Origin of the sequence: Shewanella sp. SR43-4, assembly GCF_014163845.1 — a bacterium.
GTDB classification, from domain to species: domain Bacteria; phylum Pseudomonadota; class Gammaproteobacteria; order Enterobacterales; family Shewanellaceae; genus Shewanella; species Shewanella vesiculosa.
This window is the reverse complement of sequence record NZ_JACJEB010000009.1, coordinates 49,607-74,858: the sequence shown is the minus strand read 5'-3', so window position 1 is coordinate 74,858 and position 25,252 is coordinate 49,607. Positions and strand designations below refer to the sequence as shown.

The following is a 25,252-nucleotide window of genomic DNA, read 5'->3' as shown; positions in this document are numbered from 1 at the left end:
TTACTAGCTCACGTTTACTGAGTTTCTAATCGCAGAATACAAGGCAATGTTTGATAAGTATAATCTTAATATTTACATATACTTGTCACGGTATGAATATAGAAAAGATCTGAAATAAGGAGGTTTATATGAACAAAATGTTTGTTATCGCACAAATGGAACAAGCGCATATTGATGCAGTCGCGATTGGATTATCATTAGCCAAGCAGATGAACAAGCAGGCTGAAGTTTTTGCTTATACTTACGCCTATTTAAGTGGCACAGACAGTGATCAACCACGACTTGCTGGAGTGGTGCAAAAGCAGTTAATGCAACAACAAGAAGCGCAACTTCAGCAGCACTTAGATTCGCTTGATGCCGAAGATGTGCCGTTACATGTGATATGGAGTAAGTATCTTTTTGAACATGCTTGTCATCACTCTGCTCGCCATAGCTTTGATCTTATGGTTAAAGCTGTCCATCATTCTGATCATTATCTGCCTACTGATTGGCAGTTAATTCGCCATACCAAAATCCCACTATTACTCCTTACAAACAACCCACTTAATACCGGTAACACCACGCTAATTTCAATCGATTTAGGTACTAAAAATCCGACTAAGCAACGGCTTAATGACGCCGTTATTGCTAATGGCCTGCAGCTTGCTAAAGCGACTGGAACACAGTTGCATGTGGCTTATGTGTTACGAATTCCGCAAATTGTTCGCGACATGGATTTGCTCGACATTAATGCTTTAGTTAAAAAAGCGTATGCAGAACATCAGCAAAAAATTGCTGACATAGGAGTTGACGCTGATTGTATGCATATTATCTCAGGTGAGCCTGAACTGTGTCTGTTTGAACTGGCATGTCGGTTAAAAAGCCAATATTTTGTGATTGGTGCGCGGCAACGGCAAGGATTACTAGGGCGCATTATTGGTAATACAGCGGAATCTATTTTGAGCCGGATGCGCAGTAATGTGTTGGTGATCCCAGCAGAAGATTAAATCGACAATATCACGACTCATAGCGTCGCCATTTAAGCCTATTTCATCGTTGAAAAATGCTCATTTAAACCATAAAACTGCGCATTTTTTCCTTGAACTCAGCATAAATGGCTTAGCCTGTGCATTTACATTTTGATATTCACATCTCAAAGTAGAAAAGGGGCTGAGTCGCTACAGTAGTCATATTAGATAAAAGTATAAAAAAGCCCGCATCATTAAGTTAAATTGGCGGGCTTGGTTGATCTTAACTGTTTAATAGAGATTAAAAGGTCATTTCCGGTACGTGGTCTGGTACCACTAACTTACCTGCTGTTTTAGCAACAATTTCATCAACCGTCACACCGGGCGCGCGTTCAAGTAAATGAAACGCACCATCTTTAATTTCGATAAAGGCTAAATCAGTCATCACCCGTTTAATACAGCCATAGCCCGTTAATGGTAACTCGCAGGTTGATAATAGTTTCGAGTTGCCGTATTTGTCCGCATGCATCATGGTGACAATAATATTGTCGGCGCCCGCGACTAAATCCATGGCGCCGCCCATACCTTTAATCAGTTTGCCTGGGATCATCCATGAGGCGATAGAGCCGTTCACATCCACTTCAAATGCGCCCAGTACCGTGAGGTCGACATGGCCGCCACGGATCATGGCAAAGCTTTCTGCTGATGAAAAGAATGACGCGCCTGCAACCGCGGTTACCGTTTGCTTGCCAGCGTTGATAAGATCGGCATCGATGTTGTCTTCGGTAGGAAATTCGCCCATACCCAGTAAACCATTTTCAGATTGCAACATTACTTGTATGCCGTGTGGAATATAGTTAGCGACTAGGGTAGGGATACCGATACCTAGGTTAACATAAAAGCCATCTTGTAATTCTTTTGCTACGCGCTGGGCGAGCTGTTCTCTGGTCAGTGCCATGGTGTTGTCTCCCTTATTTCGCCGCTGGTGCTGTTTTGACAGTGCGTTGCTCGATACGTTTTTCAAAGCTAGCTTTGATCACGCGATCGACATAAATACCCGGTGTATGAATATGGTCTGGATCGAGTTCACCAGGTGCAACAATTTCTTCGGCTTCAACTACGGTAATTTTACCTGCGGTGGCCATCATCGGATTAAAGTTTGCTGCGGTTTTGCGAAACACTAAGTTACCCATAGTGTCCGCTTTCCACGCGCGAATTAAAGCAAAGTCAGCGGTCAATGATTCTTCTAATACGTAGTGACGCCCTTTGATTTCACGGGTTTCTTTACCGTCGGCAATCGGCGTGCCGTAACCTGTGGCGGTAAAGAATGCCGGAATACCGGCGCCGCCGGCACGGATTTTTTCAGCCAGTGTGCCTTGCGGGGTTAAGATAACGTTGAGCTCGCCGGATAACATTTGCTGTTCAAAGGTGGCGTTTTCTCCTACGTAAGAGGCAATCATGGTTGAAATTTGGTGCTGTTTCAGTAACAGTCCTAAGCCAAAGTTATCAACCCCAGCATTATTTGAAATGGCGGTTAAGCCTTTAACATCCATAGTCACCATATGATTAATTAAGCCTTCAGGAATGCCACACAATCCAAAGCCGCCGACCATAATGGTCATATCATCTTTCAGTCCTGCTAGCGCTTCTTCATAGCTGTGGACGACTTTATTGAAACCTGCCATCTTGTTGTCCTTATCGTTATATTTATATCAATGGTTAGCGCTATACAGTGCTAACCATGTTGAGTATATGTGATTATGTTCTGATTGCATTTGCTACTTTGGACCCATTGCTGCGCCCCAATGCGCGGCTAATGGTATCGCCTGCGAGTGCAAGCTTGTTCAGATCTATGCCGGTATCTATGCCCATGCCATGGAGCATGTAGACCAAATCTTCTGTCGCTAAGTTACCCGATGCGCCCTTTGCGTAAGGGCAGCCACCAAGACCCGCAACTGATGCGTCAAATACGCTAACACCGGTTTCAAGGCAGGCAAGAATGTTGGCCAGAGCTTGGCCATAAGTGTCATGAAAGTGCAGAGCTAATTTATCCACTGGCACGACATTCGCAACGGCTTCAACCATTTTTCGAGCATCATTTGGTGTGCCAACACCTATGGTGTCGCCAAGGGATATTTCGTAGCAACCCATCTGGTAAAGGATTTCAGATACTCTAGCGACTTCGCTGACGTTAATATTGCCTTCGTACGGGCAACCGAGTACACAAGATACATAACCACGTACGGCGATATTATGTTTTTTTGCTTCCTCGATTAACGGCATAAAGCGAGCAATTGACTCATCAATTGAGCAGTTAATATTTTTTTGACTAAAGCTTTCAGACGCTGCACCAAAAATAGCCACTTCATCTGCGCCAGCAGCCAGAGCCAGTTCAAAGCCTTTTAAATTGGGCGTCAAGGCACTGTAAACCACGCCAGGGTGACGATTAATTTGACCTCTAAGTTGATGAAACACGGCATCGGAATCGGCCATTTGTGGCACCCACTTAGGTGACACAAAGCTGCCTGCTTCAATTCGCTTAACACCTGCATCGGCCAGTTGTTCAATCAGTGTCAGTTTGTCTGCCGTTGTTACCGGCACTTCATTTTGCAAACCGTCACGGGCACCGACTTCAAAAATACTGACTTTAGTGGGTAACATTTACGCTTCCTCGACGCTGGTTTCAGTCACTAATGGCTCAACATTTAATAGTTGAGCGCCATCGCTGACAAGTTCACCGCTTTGGAAATAAAACTCACTGACTACACCATCAAACGGTGCTTCAATGGTGTATTCCATTTTCATCGCTTCCATCACCAGTAAACCTTGACCCGCTTTAACTTCATCACCTACTTCCACTAAATGCGTCACTACGGTGCCATTCATGGGGGCTTTGAGCTTATCGGCATGGTTAACCACTTCGCCAGCGACTTGAGCCAATATCGCCTTAAAATGATAACTGCCAGACGGCAAGAATAAAGTGAAATCATCGCCTTGATGGCTGACAGGGATTTTACTTTTATGACCGTTAATTTCGGCTAATAGTAAATCGGCTTTGAGTTCACCGGCTAACGTTAGTACTTGGTCGTGTAAACACAGTTGATACTGTTCGCCAATGGCGGTGAGTAATAAATCATGTTGCTGAACATCGGCTGCGGTATCAGTTAATAGCGATACGTGATGCACGCTAGAGCTGTTTAATCTAAAGCCGCTGACTAAACCCCATGGTGAATAAGGATCGGCACTGTTGATTGCTAATGCTTTAGCCGCTTGCTTACGTGACAACACCTGAAAAAGCCCTGCTAGCGCTAAAGCTGTATCGGCTTCAACGGCCGCATCACCAATTAAGGTGTCGCCATAGCGTTCAATAAAGTCAGTACAGAAATCTGCAGCAGCAAACGCTGGGTGTTCGGCAATGTTAGCTAAAAATTCGATATTATGTTTAAGGCCACTAATTTGGTATGACTCTAGCGCATGCACTAAGCGTTGTAATGCGCGAGGGCGCGACTCATCCCACACAATCAATTTAGCAATCATTGGGTCATAAAAGTTACTGATAATATCGTTTTCACGAATGCCAGAATCAATACGCACGTGACGATTTTGCTCTGGTTCACGTAAAAAGTTGAGCTTGCCACTGGCTGGTAAAAATTCGTTTTGCGGATCTTCAGCGTATATCCGCACTTCAAATGAATGACCATGAATGCGCACTTCATCTTGGCTCAGTGGCAATTCACCACCACTGGCGACCAAAAGCTGCCATTTAACCAAATCTTGGCCAGTGACCATTTCAGTTACTGGGTGTTCAACTTGGAGGCGAGTATTCATTTCCATGAAATAAAAGCTGTTGTCGGTATCCAGTAGAAACTCAACGGTACCAGCGCCGACATAATCAATGGCTTTGGCGGCTGCAACGGCAGCGTTACCCATCTGCGCACGTAACTCATCAGATAAACCTGGAGCAGGCGCTTCTTCAACCACTTTTTGATGGCGACGCTGAATAGAGCAATCACGATCTGACAAATAAATGGCATGGCCGTGGCTGTCAGCAAACACTTGCACTTCAACATGGCGCGGCTGACGTAAGTAGCGTTCCATCAAGAGTTTGTCATTGCCAAAAGACGAGATGGCTTCACGGCGCGCTGATTTAACGGCTTCTAGGATTTCACCGTCGTTTTCTACGATACGCATCCCTTTACCGCCGCCGCCATAAGCCGCTTTAATCAGTAACGGGAAGCCGATAGCTTTGGCCTGAGCAATTAATGTGGCATCAGTTTGATCGTCGCCGTGATAACCCGGTACGAGCGGCACATTGGCTTTAGACATGATGTTTTTGGCAGCACTTTTACTGCCCATGGCATCAATAGCGTCGCTACCTGGGCCAACAAAAGCGATGCCATTTTGTTCACATTTACGTGCAAACTCAGCATTTTCAGACAGAAAACCATATCCAGGATGAATGGCTTGTGCACCTGACTTTTTGGCTATCTCAATAATTAAATCGGCTTTTAAATACGAGTCAGCAGGAGCACTGCCGCCCAAATAAAACGACTCGTCTGCCATGGCAACATGACGGGCGTCTTTGTCAGCATCAGAATATAAAGCAATGGTGCGTACGCCCATGGTTTGTGCCGTTTTAATAATACGACATGCAATTTCACCACGGTTTGCTATCAGTAATTTGGTAAACATTATTGTGCTCCTTGTGGATCAGATTTGACGGTTTGCCATGCGGGGGCTCTTTTTTCAAAAAAGGCATTAAGGCCTTCTTGTCCTTCATCTGATACACGAATTCGAGCAATTTGCTCGCTGGTATAATTGAGCGTGGCGTCATCAATAACGCCATCTTCTAAACGCGATACTAAGGTTTTTACCCAAGCCATGCCCTGAGGGCTATTGGCATTAAATGCCGTGATAAAGGGCGCTGCGGCAGCATCTAGGTCATCGTTAATCTGGTGGATAACTTGATGGCTTAAGGCTACATCGGCACTAAAGCGCTCTGCCGTTAGCATAAAGCGACGCGATTGACGATTACCCATGGCGCGCACCACATAAGGACTGATTACTGCGGGGATAAGACCGAGTTTAACTTCGCTTAAACAGAAGCTGGCACCCGTTGTCGCAATGGCAATGTCGCAGCAACAAATTAATCCTAATGCACCACCAAAGGCAGCACCTTGAACCAGAGCGATAGTGGGTTTTGGGAATTTGTCGAGTACATGCATTAATTTGGCAAGCTCGTGAGCGTCAGCAAGGTTCTGGCCAACGTCCATTTTTGCTTGTTTACGCATCCAATTAAGGTCGGCGCCGGCACTGAAGTTTTTGCCATTGGCACGTAAGATCAGCATGTTGCATTGGCTGTCATTAGCAAAGTTTTTGATGGCGTTGATCATTTCGCTGATCATCACCTCATCAAAGGCATTATGCACTTCAGCCCGGTTTAAGATCAGTTGGGCAACACCTTGTGATATCTCACATTCAATGTGTTTATATTGGCTCGTTAACATTGTTACTTACTCCTAGTCAGTTGAATTAGCCGCATCAATTACATGCGGAACACCCCAAAACGGGTATCTTCAATAGGAGCATTTAACGCCGCCGATAAGGCTAAGCCGACTACGTCACGGGTTTGCGCCGGATCAATAATGCCATCATCCCAAAGACGGGCGCTGGCATGATACGGGTGGCCTTCTTTTTCGTATTGTTCAACTATCGGTTTACGAAATGCTTGTTCATCTTCAGTAGACCATTCAATCCCTTTTCGGGCTAAACCATCGCGGCGCACTGTTGCTAACACGCCAGCAGCTTGTTCGCCGCCCATCACTGAAATCCGCGCGTTAGGCCACATCCACATCATGGTTGGTTCAAATGCGCGACCACACATGCCGTAGTTACCTGCGCCATAACTGCCACCGATAATCACAGTAAATTTAGGTACATTGGCACAAGATACTGCGGTGACCATTTTGGCGCCGTGTTTGGCAATACCTTCGTGTTCGTACTTTTTTCCGACCATAAAGCCGGTGATATTTTGTAAGAACAGTAATGGGATTTTGCGTTGGCAACACAGTTCGATAAAGTGAGCGCCTTTTTGCGCCGACTCAGAAAATAAAATACCGTTATTGGCTACAATCCCGACCGGATAACCATGAATGCGTGCGAAACCACACACTAAGGTTGCACCGTAATTGGCTTTAAATTCGTCAAAGTCAGAATCATCAACGATACGGGCAATCACTTCTTTAACGTCGAACGGCTTTTTAAGGTCAGTGCCGACAATGCCGTACAATTCGTGGATATCAAATTGTGGTGGTTTAACCGGACTTAGTAGGCTTTTGATTTCTTTTTGATGATTCAAGCGCAATACAGCACGGCGAGCAAGTTCAAGTGCGTGGTCATCATTTTGCGCCAGGTGATCGGCAACACCGGATATTTTAGTGTGCACTTCTGCGCCGCCGAGCTCTTCTGCACTGACTTCTTCACCTGTTGCTGCTTTCACCAGTGGCGGACCTGCTAAAAAGATGGTGCCTTGATCTTTAACAATAATAGATTCATCTGCCATAGCAGGCACATACGCGCCGCCCGCGGTACATAAGCCCATTACCACAGCAATTTGAGGGATGCCCTTGGCCGACATTTGTGCTTGGTTATAGAAAATTCGGCCGAAATGATCGCGGTCTGGAAAGACTTCATCTTGGCGGGGTAAATTCGCGCCGCCAGAATCGACTAGGTAGATACACGGTAAATGGCAACGGCTAGCAATATCTTGAGCACGTAAGTGTTTCTTCACTGTGATCGGGTAGTAGGTGCCGCCTTTTACGGTGGCATCGTTGGCGATGATCATGCATTCAACCCCACTCACGCGACCAATACCAGCAATCACACCTGCAGCAGGCACTTCTTCGTCATACACTTCATAAGCGGCAAATTGCGATAACTCTAAGAAGGGAGAACCTGGGTCAAGCAGCTTTTCGACACGCTGGCGAGGCAATAATTTACCGCGCGACAAATGACGTTCAAGGGCGACCGGGCCACCACCTTGTGCGATTTGTGCTAGTTTTTGTTGAAGATCATTGACTAATAACGCCATGCTGTCTGACTTGGCTTTAAATTCGTCACTGCGAGGATTGATGCGGCTGCTCAGTTGCGTCATTTCTATGTCCTTAATGAAGCAAAAATAGGGGCTTGATAAGGGCGACAAGATACGCTTGATATGTCGCCCTACTGGGGCAAGTGTTACTTACTTTGACTCGTTAAATAATTCGCGGCCAATTAACATGCGGCGAATTTCTGAGGTACCTGCACCAATTTCGTAAAGTTTGGCATCACGCAATAAACGGCCAGTGGCATACTCGTTGACATAACCATTGCCGCCGAGAAGCTGAATTGCGTCTAGGGCCATTTTAGTGGCAAGTTCTGCACTGTATAAAATAGCGCCAGCGGCATCTTTACGCGTGGTTTCACCGCGGTCACATGACTTGGCGACGCTGTAAACATAAGCGCGGGCGGCATTCATACCCGTGTACATGTCGGCTAACTTGCCTTGCACTAGTTGGAATTCACCGATCGATTTGCCAAATTGTTCACGTTCATGAATGTATGGCACCACTATGTCCATACAAGCCGACATAATGCCTAGTGGACCGCCAGCTAATACAACGCGCTCGTAGTCTAGGCCGCTCATAAGCACTTTTACGCCATTATTGAGGCCGCCTAAGATGTTTTCTTCAGGCACTTCACAGTCTTCAAACACCAACTCACAGGTGTTTGAACCGCGCATACCTAACTTGTCGAGTTTTTGGGCTTGGCTAAACCCTTTCGATCCACGTTCAACGATAAACGCGGTAATGCCATGTGCGCCTTTATTTAAATCGGTTTTTGCATAAATCACATAGGTGTGAGCATCTGGACCATTAGTGATCCACATTTTGTTGCCGTTCAAGATGTAGCGATCGCCTTCTTTACGAGCATGCAGTTTCATTGATACTACATCGGAACCGGCATTGGGTTCACTCATGGCTAAGGCACCAATGTGTTCGCCACTGACCAGTTTTGGTAAATATTTGGCTTTTTGAGCCTCATTACCATTACGGTTGATTTGGTTAACACACAAGTTTGAATGGGCACCATAACTGAGACCAATAGAGGCAGATGCTCGGGAAATTTCTTCCATTGCCACCACATGGGCAAGATAACCCATGTTGGCGCCGCCATATTGCTCATCAACGGTGACGCCAAGTAAGCCCATATCACCTAATACTGGCCATAATTGGTTAGGAAAGGCGTTGTCGATATCGACTTGGGCGGCCATTGGGGCAATCTCGTTAGCGGCAAAACCACGAACAGCGTCACGTAACATGTCTACATCTTCACCTAAACCGAAGTTTAAGCTGGTATATAAGTCGCTCATTTGTTTGTGTCCTGTTGAATTTTATTATGTGCTGCCAACGCTTTTTATGGGCGTTTTTGGCAGTTTTGTGTCAGTTTTGGCTTAATTGAGTAAGCCTTTTACAATTATTAGCTGTTATAAATTGATTACTTTATTTTTCTCGTCGCATTGTCAGTCAGTGCCGCTTTACATTGTTGCTCGGCAGAATTGAGCTCCATTAGCACCACTTTAATGTCATCCATTTGCTGTTGCAGAGCCGATTTTTTCTCATTGACTAAGTCAAGCATGGTGTTGAGTTGGGTTGAGCTGCTTTTATCTGCATCATAAAGTTCAAACAGACGGCGTGTTTCTGCTAATGAAAAGCCAAGGCGCTTGCCGCGTAAAATGAGTTTTAAACGCACGCGATCTTTGAGGCTGTATATGCGAGTTTGTCCGCGACGCTTAGGTTTGATCAAGCCTTGGTCTTCGTAAAAACGAATACTGCGGGTGGTGATATCAAATTCTTTTGATAAGTCACTGATTGAATATGTTGATTGAGTGCTAGTGGTTGTGCTCATCATGTCACCAAAAGTGTTTCTTTTGATGCAAGATATATGAAGTTTACGTAAAGGTAAAGTTTGAGAGGTGGTTATTGGCTGCGTGCATGTTAATTTTGCTTGCCACTAGAATGTTATTATACCTTAACTGTTTGTTATATTTTGCAATTTATTACCATGGTTTTTTTACTATTATCGATTAAATACTTAGTTGAATGCTAAGGTTTTTTTGTTGGTTTTAGAGCTTCTTATCCCTTTGTCTAATAGGGGTATTTGATGAATTCTGTTCATAATCACTGCAATACAAGCTGATTAACGGAGAGCAATATGGCTGATTTAGGACTATCAATGCATGCACAATCGATAGCCGAGCCCGAAGTGTTTTGGCAACAAGCTGCACAGGCCATTAGTTGGGACCAAGTGCCAAAAACCGTCTTAGATGACAGTAACAAGCCTTTTTATCGATGGTTTGCCGATGGCAAAATGAATACCTGTTTTAATGCATTAGACCGCCATGTCATTGCTGGTAGAGGTGATCAAACGGCTATTCATTATATTAGCCCTGTAACGCATCACGAATATTCAGTGAGTTATCAATCAGTTTTGGCGCAGGTGAAACGGCTCGCTGGACTGATGATATCGTTAGGAGTTACCAAGGGCGATAGAGTCGTTATTTATATGCCGATGGTACCCGAAACGGCTTACGCCATGTTGGCGTGTGCAAGGATTGGCGCAATTCACTCAGTGGTGTTTGGTGGTTTTGCGGCCAATGAGCTTTCTACACGAATCAATGATGCTAAACCGAAATTAATTCTCTCAGCTTCATGTGGTATTGAACCTTCTGGTGTGGTGCCATACAAACCTCTGCTAGACGACGCATTATCCCAAGCGACTCATCAAGTCGATCATTGTATTATTCTCAATCGCACCGAATACCAAGCTGAGCTAACTTCACCTCGAGACCTTGATTGGTACAATGCCCTAGTCGATGCGCCTGATGCTGAATGTGTATCGTTGGATGCAACCGACCCTTTATATGTGCTTTATACATCAGGGACTACAGGTCAGCCTAAAGGTGTGGTGCGTGATAACGGCGGTCATGCAGTTGCTTTAGCATGGTCGATGAAACATATTTATGACATTGGTATTGGCGATGTGTTTTGGGCGGCATCAGATGTTGGCTGGGTAGTAGGGCACTCGTACATCGTTTACGGGCCATTATTAGTAGGTGCGACAACCATAATGTACGAAGGGAAACCGATAGGCACCCCTGATGCTGGCGCTTTTTGGCGGATAATTGAACAGAAGCAAGTTCGCAGCTTTTTTACTGCGCCAACGGCCATTCGTGCTATTAAACGGGAAGATCCTCAAGGCGACTTCATCAAGCAATTTGATTTAAGCTGCCTTAAGCAAATGTACTTGGCCGGTGAGCGCTGTGATCCAGATACCCTAAATTGGAGTCAGCAGCATTTAGGTAAGCCAGTGGTTGATCATTGGTGGCAAACAGAAACCGGTTGGCCAGTGGCAGCTAATTTGATGGGCACAGATCCAATTGAAATTAAAGCTGGTTCTCCTGCGCGCGCGGTACCTGGGTATCAAGTGGAAATCCTTGATGCGATGGGACAACAAGTGGCGCCCAATGAAAGCGGTAACGTGGTGATAAAGCAACCGTTACCTCCTGGCACACTAACGACTTTGTGGCAAAACGATAAACGCTATATCGACAGTTACTTGTCTATGTATCCAGGGTATTACTTGACTGGTGATGCAGGATATATCGATGAAGATGGCTACTTATATATTATGAGCCGCATTGACGACATTATTAATGTCGCCGGACATCGTTTATCCACAGGCCGATTTGAAGAAGTCTTATGCCAGCACGATGCGGTTGCTGAGGCAGCGGTAATTGGTGTGCAAGATAAACTAAAAGGCCAAGTGCCGCTTGGATTAGTTGTACTTAAAAATGGCGTTACTATGTCTGATGAGGCTCTTTATAAAGAGTTACTGGCACTAGTACGTCATGAAATTGGCCCCGTAGCTTCCTTTAGGCTTGTGAGTGCAGTACAAAAACTGCCAAAAACTCGCTCTGGGAAAATATTACGAGCCACCATGCGTAAAATTGCTGATAACAATGAATATACAGTTCCAGCAACCATTGAAGACCCGATGACGCTAGATATTATTCGCACAGCATTAACTAAGATGGGTTACGCGGATGCACTGGCTAAAGAATTAACTGTTTAGTGTGTAATCCCATGCCAATTAAAGTTAACCAATGACATTGTGTTGATGAAAGGTAACCTCAAAAAGCGAGCATAATTAGCTCGCTTTTTTATTTGCAGATAAATACTCGTGATAGTTTTGAAATCCAGTATTGTGATTATTATCTGCTATTACAGCAAACACAATTTAATATTAAGCTCACGCCAGCTTTGGGGCGATTTATCGATTAGGTGTGAAAGCTGGACTATGTGTCATGCAGAGGGGCAAACGCAAGGTGTAGACGTTATGCATCAATTAAAATAAGAGATAATGGGTCACTAAATTATCGCTTTATGTGTGACATAACATAAGGTTTAACAGGTTGAAACTGCGAAGTTTCAACCTGTTGTTTTGTCAATATCCTGTCTTGAAACAGGTTTATACTTTTAAGGTGAGACAGAATAGGTCGATTGCCATCTTTATAAGCTTAAAAATATTGATATTTAATAAATTTTTGTTGATAGGTTAGTACTAGATTGAGAGGCATGTTTTTTATTAAGTTATTGTCTTTAATAATGAATAGCTACTTTAAATTTTATTAATATGTAGTATCCTGCTTTATTAGTACAGACGATAGCCATTTTGTGACTGTAATTTAGTTACAAGAATCGTTATAATTGCCACCCAAATGGATTCGCACTACGCGATTAATCTCTGTGACCTGTGGAAACATACACTATGAATAACCACACCCAACAATCTCACGTCGGCGTTATCGGCCTCGGTGTGATGGGCAAGAATCTCGCATTAAACATTGCTGACAATGGCTACCATGTCGCTGTTTTCGATTTAGATACTCCAAAAGTCAATGCTGCTGTGGCTCAAGAACAAAGTGAGCGCAAAGCAAATACCGCCCCCCGCATGTCCCCATGTAACAATCTTACAGAAATGCTGGCCAAATTAGTTGAACCTCGAGTGATCGTGTTATCTGTGCCTGCTGGCGCACCAGTTGATGGTGTGTGTAAATCGTTAATTGAAGCAGGTATTGAAGCTAACGACATTGTTATTGATACAGGCAATAGCTTGTGGACCGATACCGTTGATCGTGAAGCTCACTATAAAGGCCAGTTTATTTTCTTTAGCTCGGCGGTTTCTGGTGGTGAAGTGGGTGCACGTTTTGGACCATCGTTAATGCCAAGTGGTGACGAAAAGGCTTGGCATTATGTTGAGCCTATTTGGAAAGCTATTGCGGCTAAAGTTGATCCAGCAACAGGTTTACCGATTGAGCGTTTTGAGCCTGGTAATCCGGTCACTGAAGGTGAGCCGTGTACGACCTATATTGGTCCTGCGGGTTCTGGTCATTACGTTAAAATGGTTCATAACGGTATTGAATATGCAGATATGCAGCTTATTTGCGAAGCATATCAATTACTCAGTGACGGTTTAGGCCTATCTGCCAATGAAATCAGCACCATATTCAATGGTTGGAATAAAGGTATTCTTAACAGCTACCTTATGGGCATTAGTGCTGAAGTCTTGCAACAAGCCGATCCGTTAACGGGCAAACCTTTAGTTGAAATGATTTTGGATAAAGCGGGCCAAAAAGGCACTGGTTTATGGACGGCAGTGAGCAGCTTACAAATTGGTTGCCCAGCGCCAACAATTGCTGAAGCCGTTTATGCGCGTGCTGTGAGCACCCAGAAAAACTTGCGCATGCAGTTAAGCTCTAAGCTTGCTGGCCCCGCACCAATCAGCTTTAGTGAAGCTGACAAAGCTGAATTTATTGCTAATCTTGAAGATGCTTTATATTGCGCTAAAGTGTGCTGTTATGCTCAAGGCTTTCAACTGATGGCGATGGCAGAAAAAGAGCAAAGCTGGAGTTTAGATTTTGCTGAAATCGCAAAAATTTGGCGTGCAGGTTGCATTATTCGTGCGACTTTCTTGCAATCAATTACTCAGGCTTATCAAGAAGATGCAAATCTTGCAAACTTATTGATGGCTGATATCTTTAGCCAAACATTGTCGCAAAAACACCTTAACTGGCGTAAAACAGTTGCTGCATCAGTTATGCAAGGTATTCCTGCTCCCTGTATTAGTTCGGCTATTGCCTATTACGACAGTTATCGCTGTGAAATGCTACCCGCTAACTTGTTACAAGGTCAGCGTGACTTTTTTGGTTCGCATACTTTCGAGCGTACGGATAAGCCAGCAGGTGAGAAATATCATTTAGATTGGAGCGCTAAAGAGCGTACTTTATCAAAAGTATAATGGCTCTTAAGCTTAAAGAGGCGCCTCATTTACAATGAGGCGCCTTTTTATTTTTTAATAAATAGATTTATCGCAGTGAGTGAAAGAACAGAGTTAACTAAGCGAAAAATACAGGCCAACACTGAACAGTACACTGAAAATCATCGTTAATTTTGCTGTTTGCCCAAGTATTGGGTTTAATGCTTCACCGGTATTGTTGTGAAATTCGCGGCTGAGATTACGCGCAATAATTAACGATGCTCCCGATAATAATACGGGTAAACCTTCGAGGGCTCCGAGTAAAAATCCGGCAATAATGATACCAAAGGGTAAGTAGACAAAGCTTTGATATAGCACTTTAGCTTGCGCTTCACCAATCCTCACTGCAAGCGTGTTTTTACCGGCTTTAGTATCAGTTGAAATATCTCTAGTATTATTGACCAGCATGATAGCCGCATTAAAAAAGCCAATGGCGCAACCGAGTAACCACGAGGTCATGGTGGTGGTTCCTGCTTGTAAATAGTAACTGCCAACAACGGCTACCAAACCGAAAAATACAAATGCAGCTATTTCACCTAATCCATGTGATGCCAGTGGGTAGGGGCCTCCGCTATAACATAACGCGCCTAAAATAGAGGCGACAGCGAGAATCGCAATAGGCCAGCCACCGTGCACTATCAATAACGAACCGACTAGTAATGATGTAATCAGGCAGCTAATCATGGCATTTCGAACTGATGAGGGGGCTAGAATACCACTTTGGGTGACTCTAATAGGACCGATACGTTCTTCAGTGTCTATACCATTTTTAAAGTCAAAGTAGTCGTTCGCGAGATTAACTGAAATTTGTAGTAATACCGCACATAACATTGATGTGAAGGCAATAAGTAAGCTAAATTGTTCGAGCCCAATGGCCAGCATGTTGCCAATTAATAATGGACCAATTGCCGCTGGTAGCGTACGAGGTCGGATAGCCATAAACCATGATTGCATTGAGCTAGGTTGCATAATATTGTGAGACGCAGTGTTGATTAGTCATGTCTAATAGCATATCAAATATTCATTTAGACTGCAGATATGAATATTTGCGTTGCATCACTATTTTACGATTTGTCATTAGATAACTGAAATTCACTATTATCATCGAATAAGCTAGAAAACATCAGCTTAACTGAGGTAACCTTAACGTTAATCCATGTTATAGAGAAGGTGTTATGAGTCAGGTATTAAACGATTTACTGTCATTATTGTCACTTGAGAAGATTGAGCTAGGTTTGTTTCGTGGTCAGAGCCAAGATTTAGGCTTTGGGCATGTGTTTGGTGGCCAAGTGATGGGACAAGCGTTAAGTGCTGCAAAACAAACGGTGAGCGAAGACCGTCATGTACATTCATTACATTCATATTTCTTACGTGCCGGTGATGAAAAGTTACCGATAATTTATGATGTTGAAAATATGCGTGATGGTGGTAGTTTTAGTGCGCGCAGAGTAAAGGCTATTCAGAAAGGGCGACCGATTTTTTACATGACCTGTTCATTCCAAAGTGTTGAACAAGGCTTTGAGCATCAAGATGTGATGCCGGATGTCCCGGGACCTGAAGGTTTATTAAATCAGCAAGAACTTGCAATGACAATGCGTGATAAAGTACCTGCGCAAATGCTCGAAAAGTTTATGGCTGATTCTCCGATTGAAATGCGCTTAGTTAATCCTCTACATCCCATTACACCAAATGCGACAGAGCCTAAACGCTATGTATGGTTACGTGCCAATGGACAAATACCTTCGGATCATAGTATTCAAGAATATTTACTGGCTTACGCATCGGATTTCAACTTTCTAGCCACAGCTACTCAGCCACACGGGGTGTCTTTTTTAACACCAGGTATGCGCATGGCCACTATTGATCATGCTATGTGGTTTCATCGCCCATTTAATATGAGCGAATGGCTACTTTATTGTATTGATAGTCCTAATGCTGGCGGTGGACGTGGGTTTGTTAAAGGACAGTTTTTCGATCAGCAAGGACGTCTTGTGGCTTCTGCCACACAAGAAGGTTTACTCAGAATGACCAAGTAGGATGCTAAAGATGATTTTATTTAACAAAGGGATTCAATTCGCGCTAGTGGTTTTGATTGCCATGATGCTCAATGGTTGTGTGACAGTTGAGCCTGAAAAACCGGTAATCGTGAACGGTTATGCTGGATATGCCGAAAAGATTGCTTTGCCACAGGGGTGTAAGATCAATATTGCCTTGATTGATTTTAATACTCCAGGTGCGATTATTTCTCAAAAAAACTTTGATATTGCCAGAGCGCCTGTTCCATTTAAATTTACTTTGCCTGCCAACCTCATTAACAGTGGAGTCGATTATGGTGTGGTGGCAATGATCACCTATCAAGGCAATGCAATTTTTCAAACTTATGATAAGTTTCGTGTGATCAATAACGGTCAATTTACCACTCAAGTGTTAATGAAACGTGTTAAATAGCCACTTCGTAATCTCGCTCACAAACTGTTATCCCCGCCATTGATTGATTAACGTGGCGGGTAGTAATCTTTTGCTACTTTAATGTGTTGTTTAGGTTGTTTATGCCAGAGCTGATCTTGAATCATCGTTCGGATGCGCAAACGCGCTTAATTTGGGCTTTGTGTATCGCTTCTATTGTGGTTTATATTAATTTGTACACAGTGCAAGGCATGCTGCCGTCAATTGCTGAGAATTTTGGCGTGTCGGGTGCACAAGCGACTTTGGTGCTTTCTGTTACCAGCTTTACCCTAGCATTTTCATTGCTTTTTTATGCCGTGTTGTCTGACAGAATAGGGCGATTAGCCCCGATAGTGCTCAGTTTATGGCTATTAGCAGCATCGAATATTTTGTTGGTTTTTGCCCAAACGTTTGATGATTTACTTATGGTGCGCTTGCTACAGGGGATTTTGTTAGCGGCGGTGCCCGCAATTTCGATGGCATATTTTAAAGAGCAATTGGCGCCTTCTTTTATGCTTAAAGCCGCAGCAGTATACATAATGGCTAACAGTATGGGCGGCATTGCAGGGCGAATTTTTGGCGGTTTAATGGCACAAAACTTGTCATGGCAATCGTCTATGGGGTTGGTTTTTGTGGTAACGCTAATAGGGGTTGCTTTGGTGACATACTTATTACCACGCAAAGAGATAAAACCTACAGTGATTAAGCAGAAAGTGTCTTTACTGCGTAAGGTAAAACAAGACATCGATGGTTTTATGTTTCACTTATCTGATCCGCAAATGCGTTTGGCCTATATGGTTGGTGGCTTAGCCTTTATGATGATGGTCAATCAGTTTAGCTTTATTCAGTTACATATAATGGCTGAGCCTTATGGGTTAAGTCGTTTTAATGCAACCTTGATATTTTTATGTTACTCAAGCGGCACTTTTGCGTCTTATTTGTCAGCTAAGTGGATTATGCGATACGGTTCTATGCCATTATTTAGAGTGGCATTATGCTTAATGGTTGCCGGTACTTCATTGACCTTAGTCGATACACTGGCTGCCATTGTGATTGGCTTTTTGATCAGTGCTTGTGGATTTTTCCTAACTCATAGCTGCTGCAATTCGTTTGTTGCCATTCGAGCAACCAGTCATCGAGCTAAGGCTACGTCACTTTATTTATGCTGTTATTACCTTGGGGCCTCCTTAGGCGGACCTTACTTAATGTTGTTTTGGCATAAAGCAGAATGGAATGGGGTGGTAGTGGGTTCTATGACGCTTTTGGCATTGTTACTAGTCGCTATTTGGCGTTTAGGAATACATCAACAGCATGCTGCTGATGTATCTATCGCCGATTAACAGGTTAATTCTCGATAAACTGTTTACGGTCTAAGTCAAATTTGCGCATTTTGTCGTACAAGGTTTTACGGGGGAGCTCGAGCTGTTCCATGGTTAATTTTATGCTGCCTTTATTATGACTTAAGGCTTCTTCAATCAACATACGCTCAAAAAACTCTACTCGCTGCTGCAACGACATACTGGTATGTATGGTTGTATTGCTTTCTAGATTACCAGCAAAAGCGGCCTCAGCGCCCAGTAGAACATAGCGTTCAGCTAAGTTACGTAATTCACGCACATTACCCGGCCAATCATGTGCGGTAAGCACCATGGTTTGTGACGTATTTAAGGCAATAAGTGCTTTATGGTATCGAGCCGATGCAATTCTAGCAAAGTGTAAAAACAGCAGTGGAATATCTTCTCTTCTATCTCTTAGCGGCGGAATAACAATAGTGACCAAGTTAAGACGATACAATAAATCTTGTCTAAATTTGCTTTCTTCACACAGCTGCTGCAAGTTTAATTTTGTTGCAGCAATGACTCTGATATCTAAGTCTATTGGTGTGTTTGAGCCTAGCCTTTCAACTTTGCGGTCTTCCAACACGCGTAATAATTTCACCTGCAACGCCATTGGAGTACTTTCTATTTCATCTAAAAGTAGTGTACCGCCATTGGCATATTCGAATTTGCCGATACGGCGTTTGTCTATGCCGGTAAAAGCGCCTGATTCAGCACCAAAGAGTTCGCTTTCTATGAGATTTTCAGGAATAGCACCACAATTAATTGCGACAAAATTGGCTTTGTTACGGTAGCTATGGTCATGTAAATATCGGGCGACTAACTCTTTACCCGCACCGGTTTCACCTTCAATCATAATATCGGCGGGTGTATCTAATACTTGGTCTATAAGGTGGCGCATTTTCATTACGCTCGGACTGTTTCCTAAAATACGCGGGCCAGGAGCAATGTGAGATTCAAGTTCGCGTTTAAGCTTGCGGTTTTCTAAAGTTAACGATCGCTTATCTAGAGCCCGTTTGGTGACATCGAGTATGTGTTCGTTATTAAAAGGTTTTTCGATAAAGTCGTAGGCCCCTTTTTTCAGTGCGTCGACAGCCATTGCTATGTCACCAAAGCCAGTTAACAGTACAACAGGAAGATCACTGTCTTGTTGTTTCAGTTGTTGTAATAAACTCAATCCATCAAGTAATGGCATATTGACATCAGAGATCACAATACCTGGCCAGTTAGCGGTAATGTGACTGGAAATAGACTGTGGGTCTGTGGTGGCTAAGGCACGAATATTTTCGAGTTTGAATAATTGTTGCAACACGATACCAATATGAGGTTCATCATCAACAATAATGACTTGATAATCGTTGATGTCTTGTATTTGAGTCACGTTTAGACTTCCTCACGTAAATAAAGAGGCAAAATAATATGGAAAATAGCGCCACCTTGAAGGGCGTTTTCGACTGTAATAGAACCTTGCATGGATTCGATAATCCGTTGCGAGATGGACAAGCCTAATCCTAATCCCTGACGTTCGCTGGTGGTATAGTAAGGTTCAAAAATTTTGCTCATTTGGCTTTCTCTCACACCCGGACCACTGTCTTGGATACTAATGTTTACCTTATTATCGCAATAGACTTCGATACGTAATTTTCGTTCGGTAGATTGTTGCATTGCGACAATGGCATTACTGATAAGATTAACCAATACTTGCTGTAATCGCACGCTGTCACCCCAGATTTGACACTTACCCTGTAGGAGTTGCAACGACAGTTTTATACCTTGCTTGTCTATTTCAGGTTGAACAATTGTTAATGCTTGCTCTATCGATTTTGTTATATCAGTGGCATTGTCTTTACCTTGAGACTTACGGGTAAAGCTCTTAAATTGGCCAATAATATCAGCCAATCTATCGGTTAGTTCGATCATGATTTTGATGTTATTACCGGCATCGTCAAGCATATTTCGCCCGATGAAAGTTTGGGTATTTTGTGCGTAACTTCTTAGTGCTGCCAGAGGTTGATTTAGTTCGTGATTAATACTGGCTGAGAGGCTGCCTATGACGGTCAGCTTTGCAGCTTGAATAAGTTCGTCTTGAGTGTCTTTTAATTGGGTGTTGGCTTGCTCAAGCTCTAAGGTGCGCTCTTTTACCCTTTGTTCAAGTTGATTTTGTGCTTGACGCATTCGGCGTAAATTTTTACGACGTTCAATGTTATAAAGAATAAATAATGCCAGTAATAAATATAGCGTGGCAGCCAATAGCAATATCTGTGGCAAAGACTCATATAAGGGCTTCATTGGTGCAAGTACATGAACGTTCCAATTGGCATTAGGCATAAATTGATGACGTTCAAGGTATTTTTTTTGCCCCTCAAAGGATGATATTTGGTAAACCTGAGCAGCATGGGAGTTACCAACCTTAAAGCTAGGATTGACACTAAGCTCACCAATGGGTCTATTGGCGTAACGTTTTGAAGAGTTGAGTGCAAAACGTTTGGCCTGTGTCAGCGGTGATAATGAATTAAATCGCCAGCTATTGATGCTTGATAGAAACACGATATTGTCTGGATCGCTGATCATAAATTCATATTGGCTTGCGATGGCAATGCCACTACTTTGTTGTTCAATTAAGCCAATATCAACTTTCACAACGACTACACCCAAGACTAGACCATTGTGATAAACCGGGTTAGCAAAATAGAAGCCGCGCTTATTTGATGAAGTTCCGACGGCATAATAACGTCCTGATTTACCTGATATCGCTTCGATAAAGTAGGGTCTAAATGAATAGTCATGATTAATAAAAGAATTCGGCTGATCCCAATTGCTGGCGGCAATAGCGACTCCGAGCGCATCGGTCAGGTAAATATCAGATGATTCGGTGACTTGCTGTAATTCAGATAAATAAGCGTTCAGCTTTTCAATAGTTTGAAAGTTTTGTTGATCGAGTAACCCCTGTTCTAATATAGGGTTTTGTGCCAGTACGGCTGGAATATTCTCGTAGTGTGACAGTGCGTTATCGATAAAAATAACCAGTTCATTGATTTGCTTCTCAGATTGCTCTGCAATATTTTTCGTGCCTTGTTCAAGTACATACCAATAAGTCATTTTAAGAGTGAGTAATAATCCTATGATGAGCATGATGCTTACTAAAATATTACGTTTCTTGATGGTAAAAAATGAAAGCATGAATATTACCAATTAGTTGTGGTTATTTTGAGTCATGAATAAAAAAACGAGCCTTAATCAAGGCTCGTTTATAATACGCGAATTATCAAGCTAGTAGCCGTTTAATTTGTCTATATATTCCGGTAAAAATAGTGAAATTTGTGGAATATAGGTAATTAACATCAAGAAACCGAGTAATAATACCAACCAAGGTAAGCATGACTGAATGACCCATCCCATACTTTTACCCGTTATTCCCGCGGTGACAAAGAGATTGAGTCCGACGGGGGGGGTGAGCATTCCTATCTCCATGTTAACCACCATAATGATCCCTAAATGGATAGGGTCTATACCCAGTTGCGTTGCGATAGGGAACAGAATGGGCGCCATAATGAGCAAAATGGCAGAGGGCTCCATAAAGTTACCTGCGGCTAACAACAGTAAGTTAACAATGATCAAAAATCCCCAGGCAGGCAAACCTAATCCGACAATGGCTTCTGCAATAATGTGCGGAATGCGTTCGGTGGTTAACACGTGCGCAAATAGCATGGCATTAGCAATAATAAATAGCAGCATAATACTGACTTTTGCGCCGTCACGAACCACATGACGAATTTCTTTGTCGGTAGGTGTTTTTATCACAGCAAGTAACATGTAGCCGATATTGCGAAATGAGGCTCCGATTAAAGACTCTTGTTGATTACGCCAAGCCACATTTTTAAGTGGCCCAATATCTCGATATCCAAATACCGCAATAAAGTAAGCGTATACACAGGCTACTGCTGCAGCTTCTGTAGGGCTGGCGATACCACCATAAATTGATCCGAGTACAATAATGATAAGTGCTAAACCACCAAGAGCTTTAGCACTTGATATCGTTAGCGCTTTTACGCCAGGAAAAGGGCGTGAAGGTAGCTTTTTTATTCTTGCCACAATGTAGATGGCCAGCATTAAAATACAGCCCATCATTAATCCTGGTATCAGACCTGCCATAAACATTCTAGCAGCAGATACTTCAGTTGCAGCTGCATAAACCAGCATCACAATTGAAGGTGGGATTAAAATACCTAAAGTTCCTGAGGTGGTAATCACTCCAGCAGCAAATTTTTCAGGATATCCAGCTCGTACCATGCCAACAATTACAATTGAACCAATTGCAGCAACAGTGGCAGGTGACGATCCTGATACGGCGGCGAACAACATACAAGCCATAACGGAGGCCATAGCAAGACCACCGCGGATATGACCGACACTGTCCATAGCGAAGTCGATAATACGCCTAGCGACGCCACCAGTAGACAAAAATGCTGACGATAAAATAAAGAATGGAATAGCTAATAAAGTGTAATGTTCTGATGTTGATTCATATAGTTTAAGCACAATTGAGGCGAGTGAGTCGTTTGAAAACAACAAAATCGTCAACATGCTTGAAAAGCCTAAAGCAATAGCAATCGGCATACCAATCATCATACATATAAACAAAGCGATAAAGAGTGTGGCTATAGTCATTATTTCGCGTCCTTATCATTTTCTCGTTGTTGTTCGGATGATGTGGATAGCGCTGCTTCATCAATTAAATGCATACTGTCTTTAGCTTCATCGGCCAATTGAAAGCCGACTGCTTGGTTTTTTAGAATAGCGATAAACAATTCTATAAAGCGCCAGGTGAGCATTGAAAATCCGATAATGAGAATACTTTGAGATAACCAAATCGGCACGGCACCATCGTCTACATCGATGCGCAATGTTTCCCAAGCAAAATCGGGATCTAGCTGTTGAATTAACCATACTGGAAAGTCGATATCTTCCATCGGGATACCAATTTGGTACATTTGACTAAGGTAGTCCCAAGCCCCTTTTAAAAACATCGCACAGTAAATAATGCAACATAGACATGCAAAGATCGCTACCGCTTTCTGAGGTTTGCCTGACAATTTAGACACAAAGGCATCAACGCCAATATGTGCACCCACTTTGACACCATAAGACATGCCAAATAGTACAAACCAGCCACATAAGGTTAGGGTGAGTTCTTGGATCCATAAGAAACCGGTATCGAAAAAGAAACGAGCAATAACTTCGCCAAAAACGAGCAATGTCATTAATGTAATCAAAAGATTAAGAAAGCCTTCTTCAAAATAACCAAATAGTCTTGAAATCACGGTCATACTCCTTAAATAAAAAAGGGTGGTACTAACGCTGAATGCATTCAGTACCACATCAAGTATTTAGACTATTTAGTGTTAGCCGCGACAGCAGCATCAATCATGTCTTTGCCAATTTGATCTTCAAACTTAGCCCAAACTGGTTTCATAACATTAATCCACTGTTGGCGTGCAGCAGGGGTTAACGTGACGAGTTCAGAACGCTTAGAGTCAATAATCGCTTGTCTATCTTCATTATCTTTTTCTGAGGCAATTTTGTTGCCAAGGGCAATCGCTTCATCAAGAGATGACTTAAAGATGGCACGTTTTTCTGCTGGTAAGCCTTTCCAGAAGGTATTTGATGTCACCACCATATAATCTAAAACACCGTGATTACTCTCAGTGATTTGACTTTGCACTTCATAGAATTTCATTGAGTAGGTATTTGACCAAGTATTTTCTTGACCATCAATTGCGCGGGTTTGTAATAAAGTAAACACTTCAGAGAATGGTTTTTTTACTGGAATGGCACCAACAGCATCAAACTGAGCTGCAATCACGTCAGAGGCCATGATACGAAACTTTTTGCCTTTAGCATCTTCTGGTAATGCTAATGGATCGTTTGCTGAAAACTGTTTCATACCGTTGTGAAGATATCCCAGACCAACAACGCCTTTACGGTTCATTGAGTTAAGTAATTTCTGGCCTGATTCTGATTGCTGAAAACGATCAACCGCTGCCATATCTTCAAATAAGAAAGGTAAATCGAAAATCTGTAGTTTTTTGGTAAAACGCTCAAATTTAGACAATGATGGTGCAACAAATTGCACATCGTTTAACAGTAATGCCGCCAGCTCATTGTTATCCCCAAATAACTGTGAGTTTGGGAATACGTTAACAATGTATTCACCTGGTAGGCGCTGTTCAACTAACTCTTTAAATTTCAGCGCCATCTGTCCTTTTGGCGTGTTCTCTGCAACCACATGCGAAAATTTAATTTCTATCGGTTCAGCAAAGACATTAAAGCTCGCAGCAAGGATTGAGGCAATCGTTGCTAGCTTAGCCATTGATTTTAGAGGTCGAGTAAAGGCACTTGTTGATTTTTTCATATAATTAACTTCCTTTTTTTTTAGTGTTTTATTTTTCCTCAGCTGGTGACTTGCTCCAGAACAAGTACGCCATAAACGCTTATGAGGATAGTTAAAACATAGCAAGCATTGGGCCAGAATGTTAATTATTTGTAACTGCATGATATTTATTAATTTAAATTTACATAGGGAAAATAGGAATCATTTTGTGTGTGGATAGTCACACACATTCAATAAAGCAATGGGTGGAATGTCACACATTTTCTTATGATGTTATCGAGATCTAATAAGTGGGGGAGTAGCTGATGAATAAATTACTGAAGATTGAGTAAGGTTGATTATGTATTCTTGGTAAACCAGATAATCAATGATATCCATATCTCGATAGAATAGACAAGAAATCGCAAATACAAAAAAACCACCATGAGGTGGTTTTTTTGTTTTTAATGCAAAAATGATATTAAGCATTAGTACCAATATTAATTGGTGGAGCTACACGGGATCGAACCGTGGACCTCTTCACTGCCAGCGAAGCGCTCTCCCAGCTGAGCTATAGCCCCAAATTTTAGTTAATAGACACCAAAATTTGAAAAATATGGTATCCCATAGGGGATTCGAACCCCTGTTACCGCCGTGAAAGGGCGGTGTCCTAGGCCTCTAGACGAATGGGACACAGTTGATACGTTATACTCTGTATCGAGTGAATACTCATTGGT

Annotated in this window: 20 protein-coding genes and 2 tRNA genes; 6 read left to right on the top strand and 16 right to left on the bottom strand. The window is 42.8% G+C overall.

Translation table 11 applies throughout. The features are described from left to right. Positions 1 to 128: 128 nt before the first annotated feature. On the top strand, positions 129 to 986 hold the full coding sequence (locus tag H5123_RS11980; protein ID WP_124017992.1) for a universal stress protein: 858 nt from the start codon (positions 129 to 131) through the stop codon (positions 984 to 986). 262 nt (positions 987 to 1,248) lie between these two features. On the opposite strand, the gene H5123_RS11975 is transcribed toward H5123_RS11980, so the two are convergent. The 8 genes from H5123_RS11975 to H5123_RS11940 form a co-directional block, all read right to left on the bottom strand. Beyond that, positions 1,249 to 1,905 carry a 3-oxoacid CoA-transferase subunit B gene (locus H5123_RS11975; RefSeq protein WP_124017993.1) on the bottom strand — a complete coding sequence of 219 codons (657 nt, stop codon included), beginning with the start codon at positions 1,903 to 1,905 and terminating at the stop codon, positions 1,249 to 1,251. Between the two features lie 13 nt (positions 1,906 to 1,918). After that, entirely contained in the window at positions 1,919 to 2,632 is a 714-nt protein-coding gene (locus tag H5123_RS11970) for a CoA transferase subunit A (RefSeq protein WP_182698099.1), read from the bottom strand. A gap of 73 nt (positions 2,633 to 2,705) precedes the next feature. Continuing rightward, positions 2,706 to 3,608 carry a hydroxymethylglutaryl-CoA lyase gene (locus H5123_RS11965; protein ID WP_182698098.1) on the bottom strand — a complete coding sequence of 301 codons (903 nt, stop codon included), beginning with the start codon at positions 3,606 to 3,608 and terminating at the stop codon, positions 2,706 to 2,708. Further along, positions 3,609 to 5,639: an acetyl/propionyl/methylcrotonyl-CoA carboxylase subunit alpha gene (locus H5123_RS11960; protein ID WP_182698097.1), complete on the bottom strand. Its 2,031-nt coding sequence runs from the start codon at positions 5,637 to 5,639 to the stop codon at positions 3,609 to 3,611. Beyond that, positions 5,639 to 6,454, bottom strand: coding sequence for an enoyl-CoA hydratase-related protein (locus tag H5123_RS11955; RefSeq protein WP_182698096.1), 816 nt, complete (start codon positions 6,452 to 6,454; stop codon positions 5,639 to 5,641). Before H5123_RS11955 ends, H5123_RS11960 begins: the two co-directional genes overlap by 1 nt. Before the next feature lie 38 nt (positions 6,455 to 6,492). Then, on the bottom strand, positions 6,493 to 8,100 hold the full coding sequence (locus H5123_RS11950; RefSeq protein WP_124017998.1) for a carboxyl transferase domain-containing protein: 1,608 nt from the start codon (positions 8,098 to 8,100) through the stop codon (positions 6,493 to 6,495). 87 nt (positions 8,101 to 8,187) lie between these two features. Continuing rightward, on the bottom strand, positions 8,188 to 9,357 hold the full coding sequence (locus H5123_RS11945) for an isovaleryl-CoA dehydrogenase (RefSeq protein ID WP_124017999.1): 1,170 nt from the start codon (positions 9,355 to 9,357) through the stop codon (positions 8,188 to 8,190). 125 nt (positions 9,358 to 9,482) lie between these two features. Then, positions 9,483 to 9,893, bottom strand: coding sequence for a MerR family DNA-binding transcriptional regulator (locus tag H5123_RS11940; protein ID WP_124018000.1), 411 nt, complete (start codon positions 9,891 to 9,893; stop codon positions 9,483 to 9,485). A gap of 306 nt (positions 9,894 to 10,199) precedes the next feature. On the opposite strand from H5123_RS11940, the gene H5123_RS11935 reads away from it, so the two are divergent. Beyond that, positions 10,200 to 12,119, top strand: coding sequence for a propionyl-CoA synthetase (locus H5123_RS11935; RefSeq protein ID WP_124018001.1), 1,920 nt, complete (start codon positions 10,200 to 10,202; stop codon positions 12,117 to 12,119). Between the two features lie 696 nt (positions 12,120 to 12,815). Continuing rightward, the gene (gene gndA, locus H5123_RS11930) at positions 12,816 to 14,345 is read left to right on the top strand and encodes an NADP-dependent phosphogluconate dehydrogenase (RefSeq protein WP_182698095.1); all 1,530 of its coding nucleotides are present in this window, start codon (positions 12,816 to 12,818) and stop codon (positions 14,343 to 14,345) included. A 93-nt stretch (positions 14,346 to 14,438) separates the two neighbouring features. Here the strand turns inward: gndA and H5123_RS11925 are convergent, their stop codons facing one another. Then, positions 14,439 to 15,332, bottom strand: a complete 894-nt coding sequence (locus H5123_RS11925; RefSeq protein ID WP_182698094.1) for a 1,4-dihydroxy-2-naphthoate polyprenyltransferase — start codon at positions 15,330 to 15,332, stop codon at positions 14,439 to 14,441. 206 nt (positions 15,333 to 15,538) lie between these two features. Between H5123_RS11925 and tesB the strand changes: the two genes are divergently transcribed. The 3 genes from tesB to H5123_RS11910 all read left to right on the top strand — a co-directional run bounded on the left by tesB (position 15,539) and on the right by H5123_RS11910 (position 18,148). Continuing rightward, entirely contained in the window at positions 15,539 to 16,399 is an 861-nt protein-coding gene (gene tesB, locus H5123_RS11920; RefSeq protein ID WP_124018004.1) for an acyl-CoA thioesterase II, read from the top strand. Between the two features lie 10 nt (positions 16,400 to 16,409). Further along, positions 16,410 to 16,811, top strand: coding sequence for a YbaY family lipoprotein (locus H5123_RS11915; protein WP_124018005.1), 402 nt, complete (start codon positions 16,410 to 16,412; stop codon positions 16,809 to 16,811). Between the two features lie 101 nt (positions 16,812 to 16,912). Beyond that, entirely contained in the window at positions 16,913 to 18,148 is a 1,236-nt protein-coding gene (locus H5123_RS11910; protein ID WP_124018006.1) for an MFS transporter, read from the top strand. 4 nt (positions 18,149 to 18,152) lie between these two features. Here H5123_RS11910 and H5123_RS11905 read toward each other — a convergent pair whose 3' ends face one another. From H5123_RS11905 to H5123_RS11875, 7 genes are all read right to left on the bottom strand, one after another. Continuing rightward, positions 18,153 to 19,526, bottom strand: a complete 1,374-nt coding sequence (locus H5123_RS11905) for a sigma-54 dependent transcriptional regulator (protein ID WP_182698093.1) — start codon at positions 19,524 to 19,526, stop codon at positions 18,153 to 18,155. 2 nt (positions 19,527 to 19,528) lie between these two features. After that, a complete protein-coding gene (locus tag H5123_RS11900; RefSeq protein WP_182698092.1) occupies positions 19,529 to 21,325 on the bottom strand; it encodes an ATP-binding protein in 1,797 nt (598 codons plus the stop codon). Positions 21,326 to 21,415: 90 nt separating this feature from the next. Continuing rightward, entirely contained in the window at positions 21,416 to 22,813 is a 1,398-nt protein-coding gene (locus H5123_RS11895; protein WP_124018009.1) for a TRAP transporter large permease, read from the bottom strand. After that, entirely contained in the window at positions 22,813 to 23,472 is a 660-nt protein-coding gene (locus H5123_RS11890; protein ID WP_165870169.1) for a TRAP transporter small permease, read from the bottom strand. Before H5123_RS11890 ends, H5123_RS11895 begins: the two co-directional genes overlap by 1 nt. Before the next feature lie 65 nt (positions 23,473 to 23,537). After that, on the bottom strand, positions 23,538 to 24,557 hold the full coding sequence (locus tag H5123_RS11885; RefSeq protein WP_124018011.1) for a TRAP transporter substrate-binding protein: 1,020 nt from the start codon (positions 24,555 to 24,557) through the stop codon (positions 23,538 to 23,540). A 463-nt stretch (positions 24,558 to 25,020) separates the two neighbouring features. Then, a tRNA-Ala gene (locus H5123_RS11880) sits at positions 25,021 to 25,096 on the bottom strand. Positions 25,097 to 25,132: 36 nt separating this feature from the next. After that, positions 25,133 to 25,208 (bottom strand) — tRNA-Glu (locus H5123_RS11875). Positions 25,209 to 25,252 lie beyond the last annotated feature (44 nt).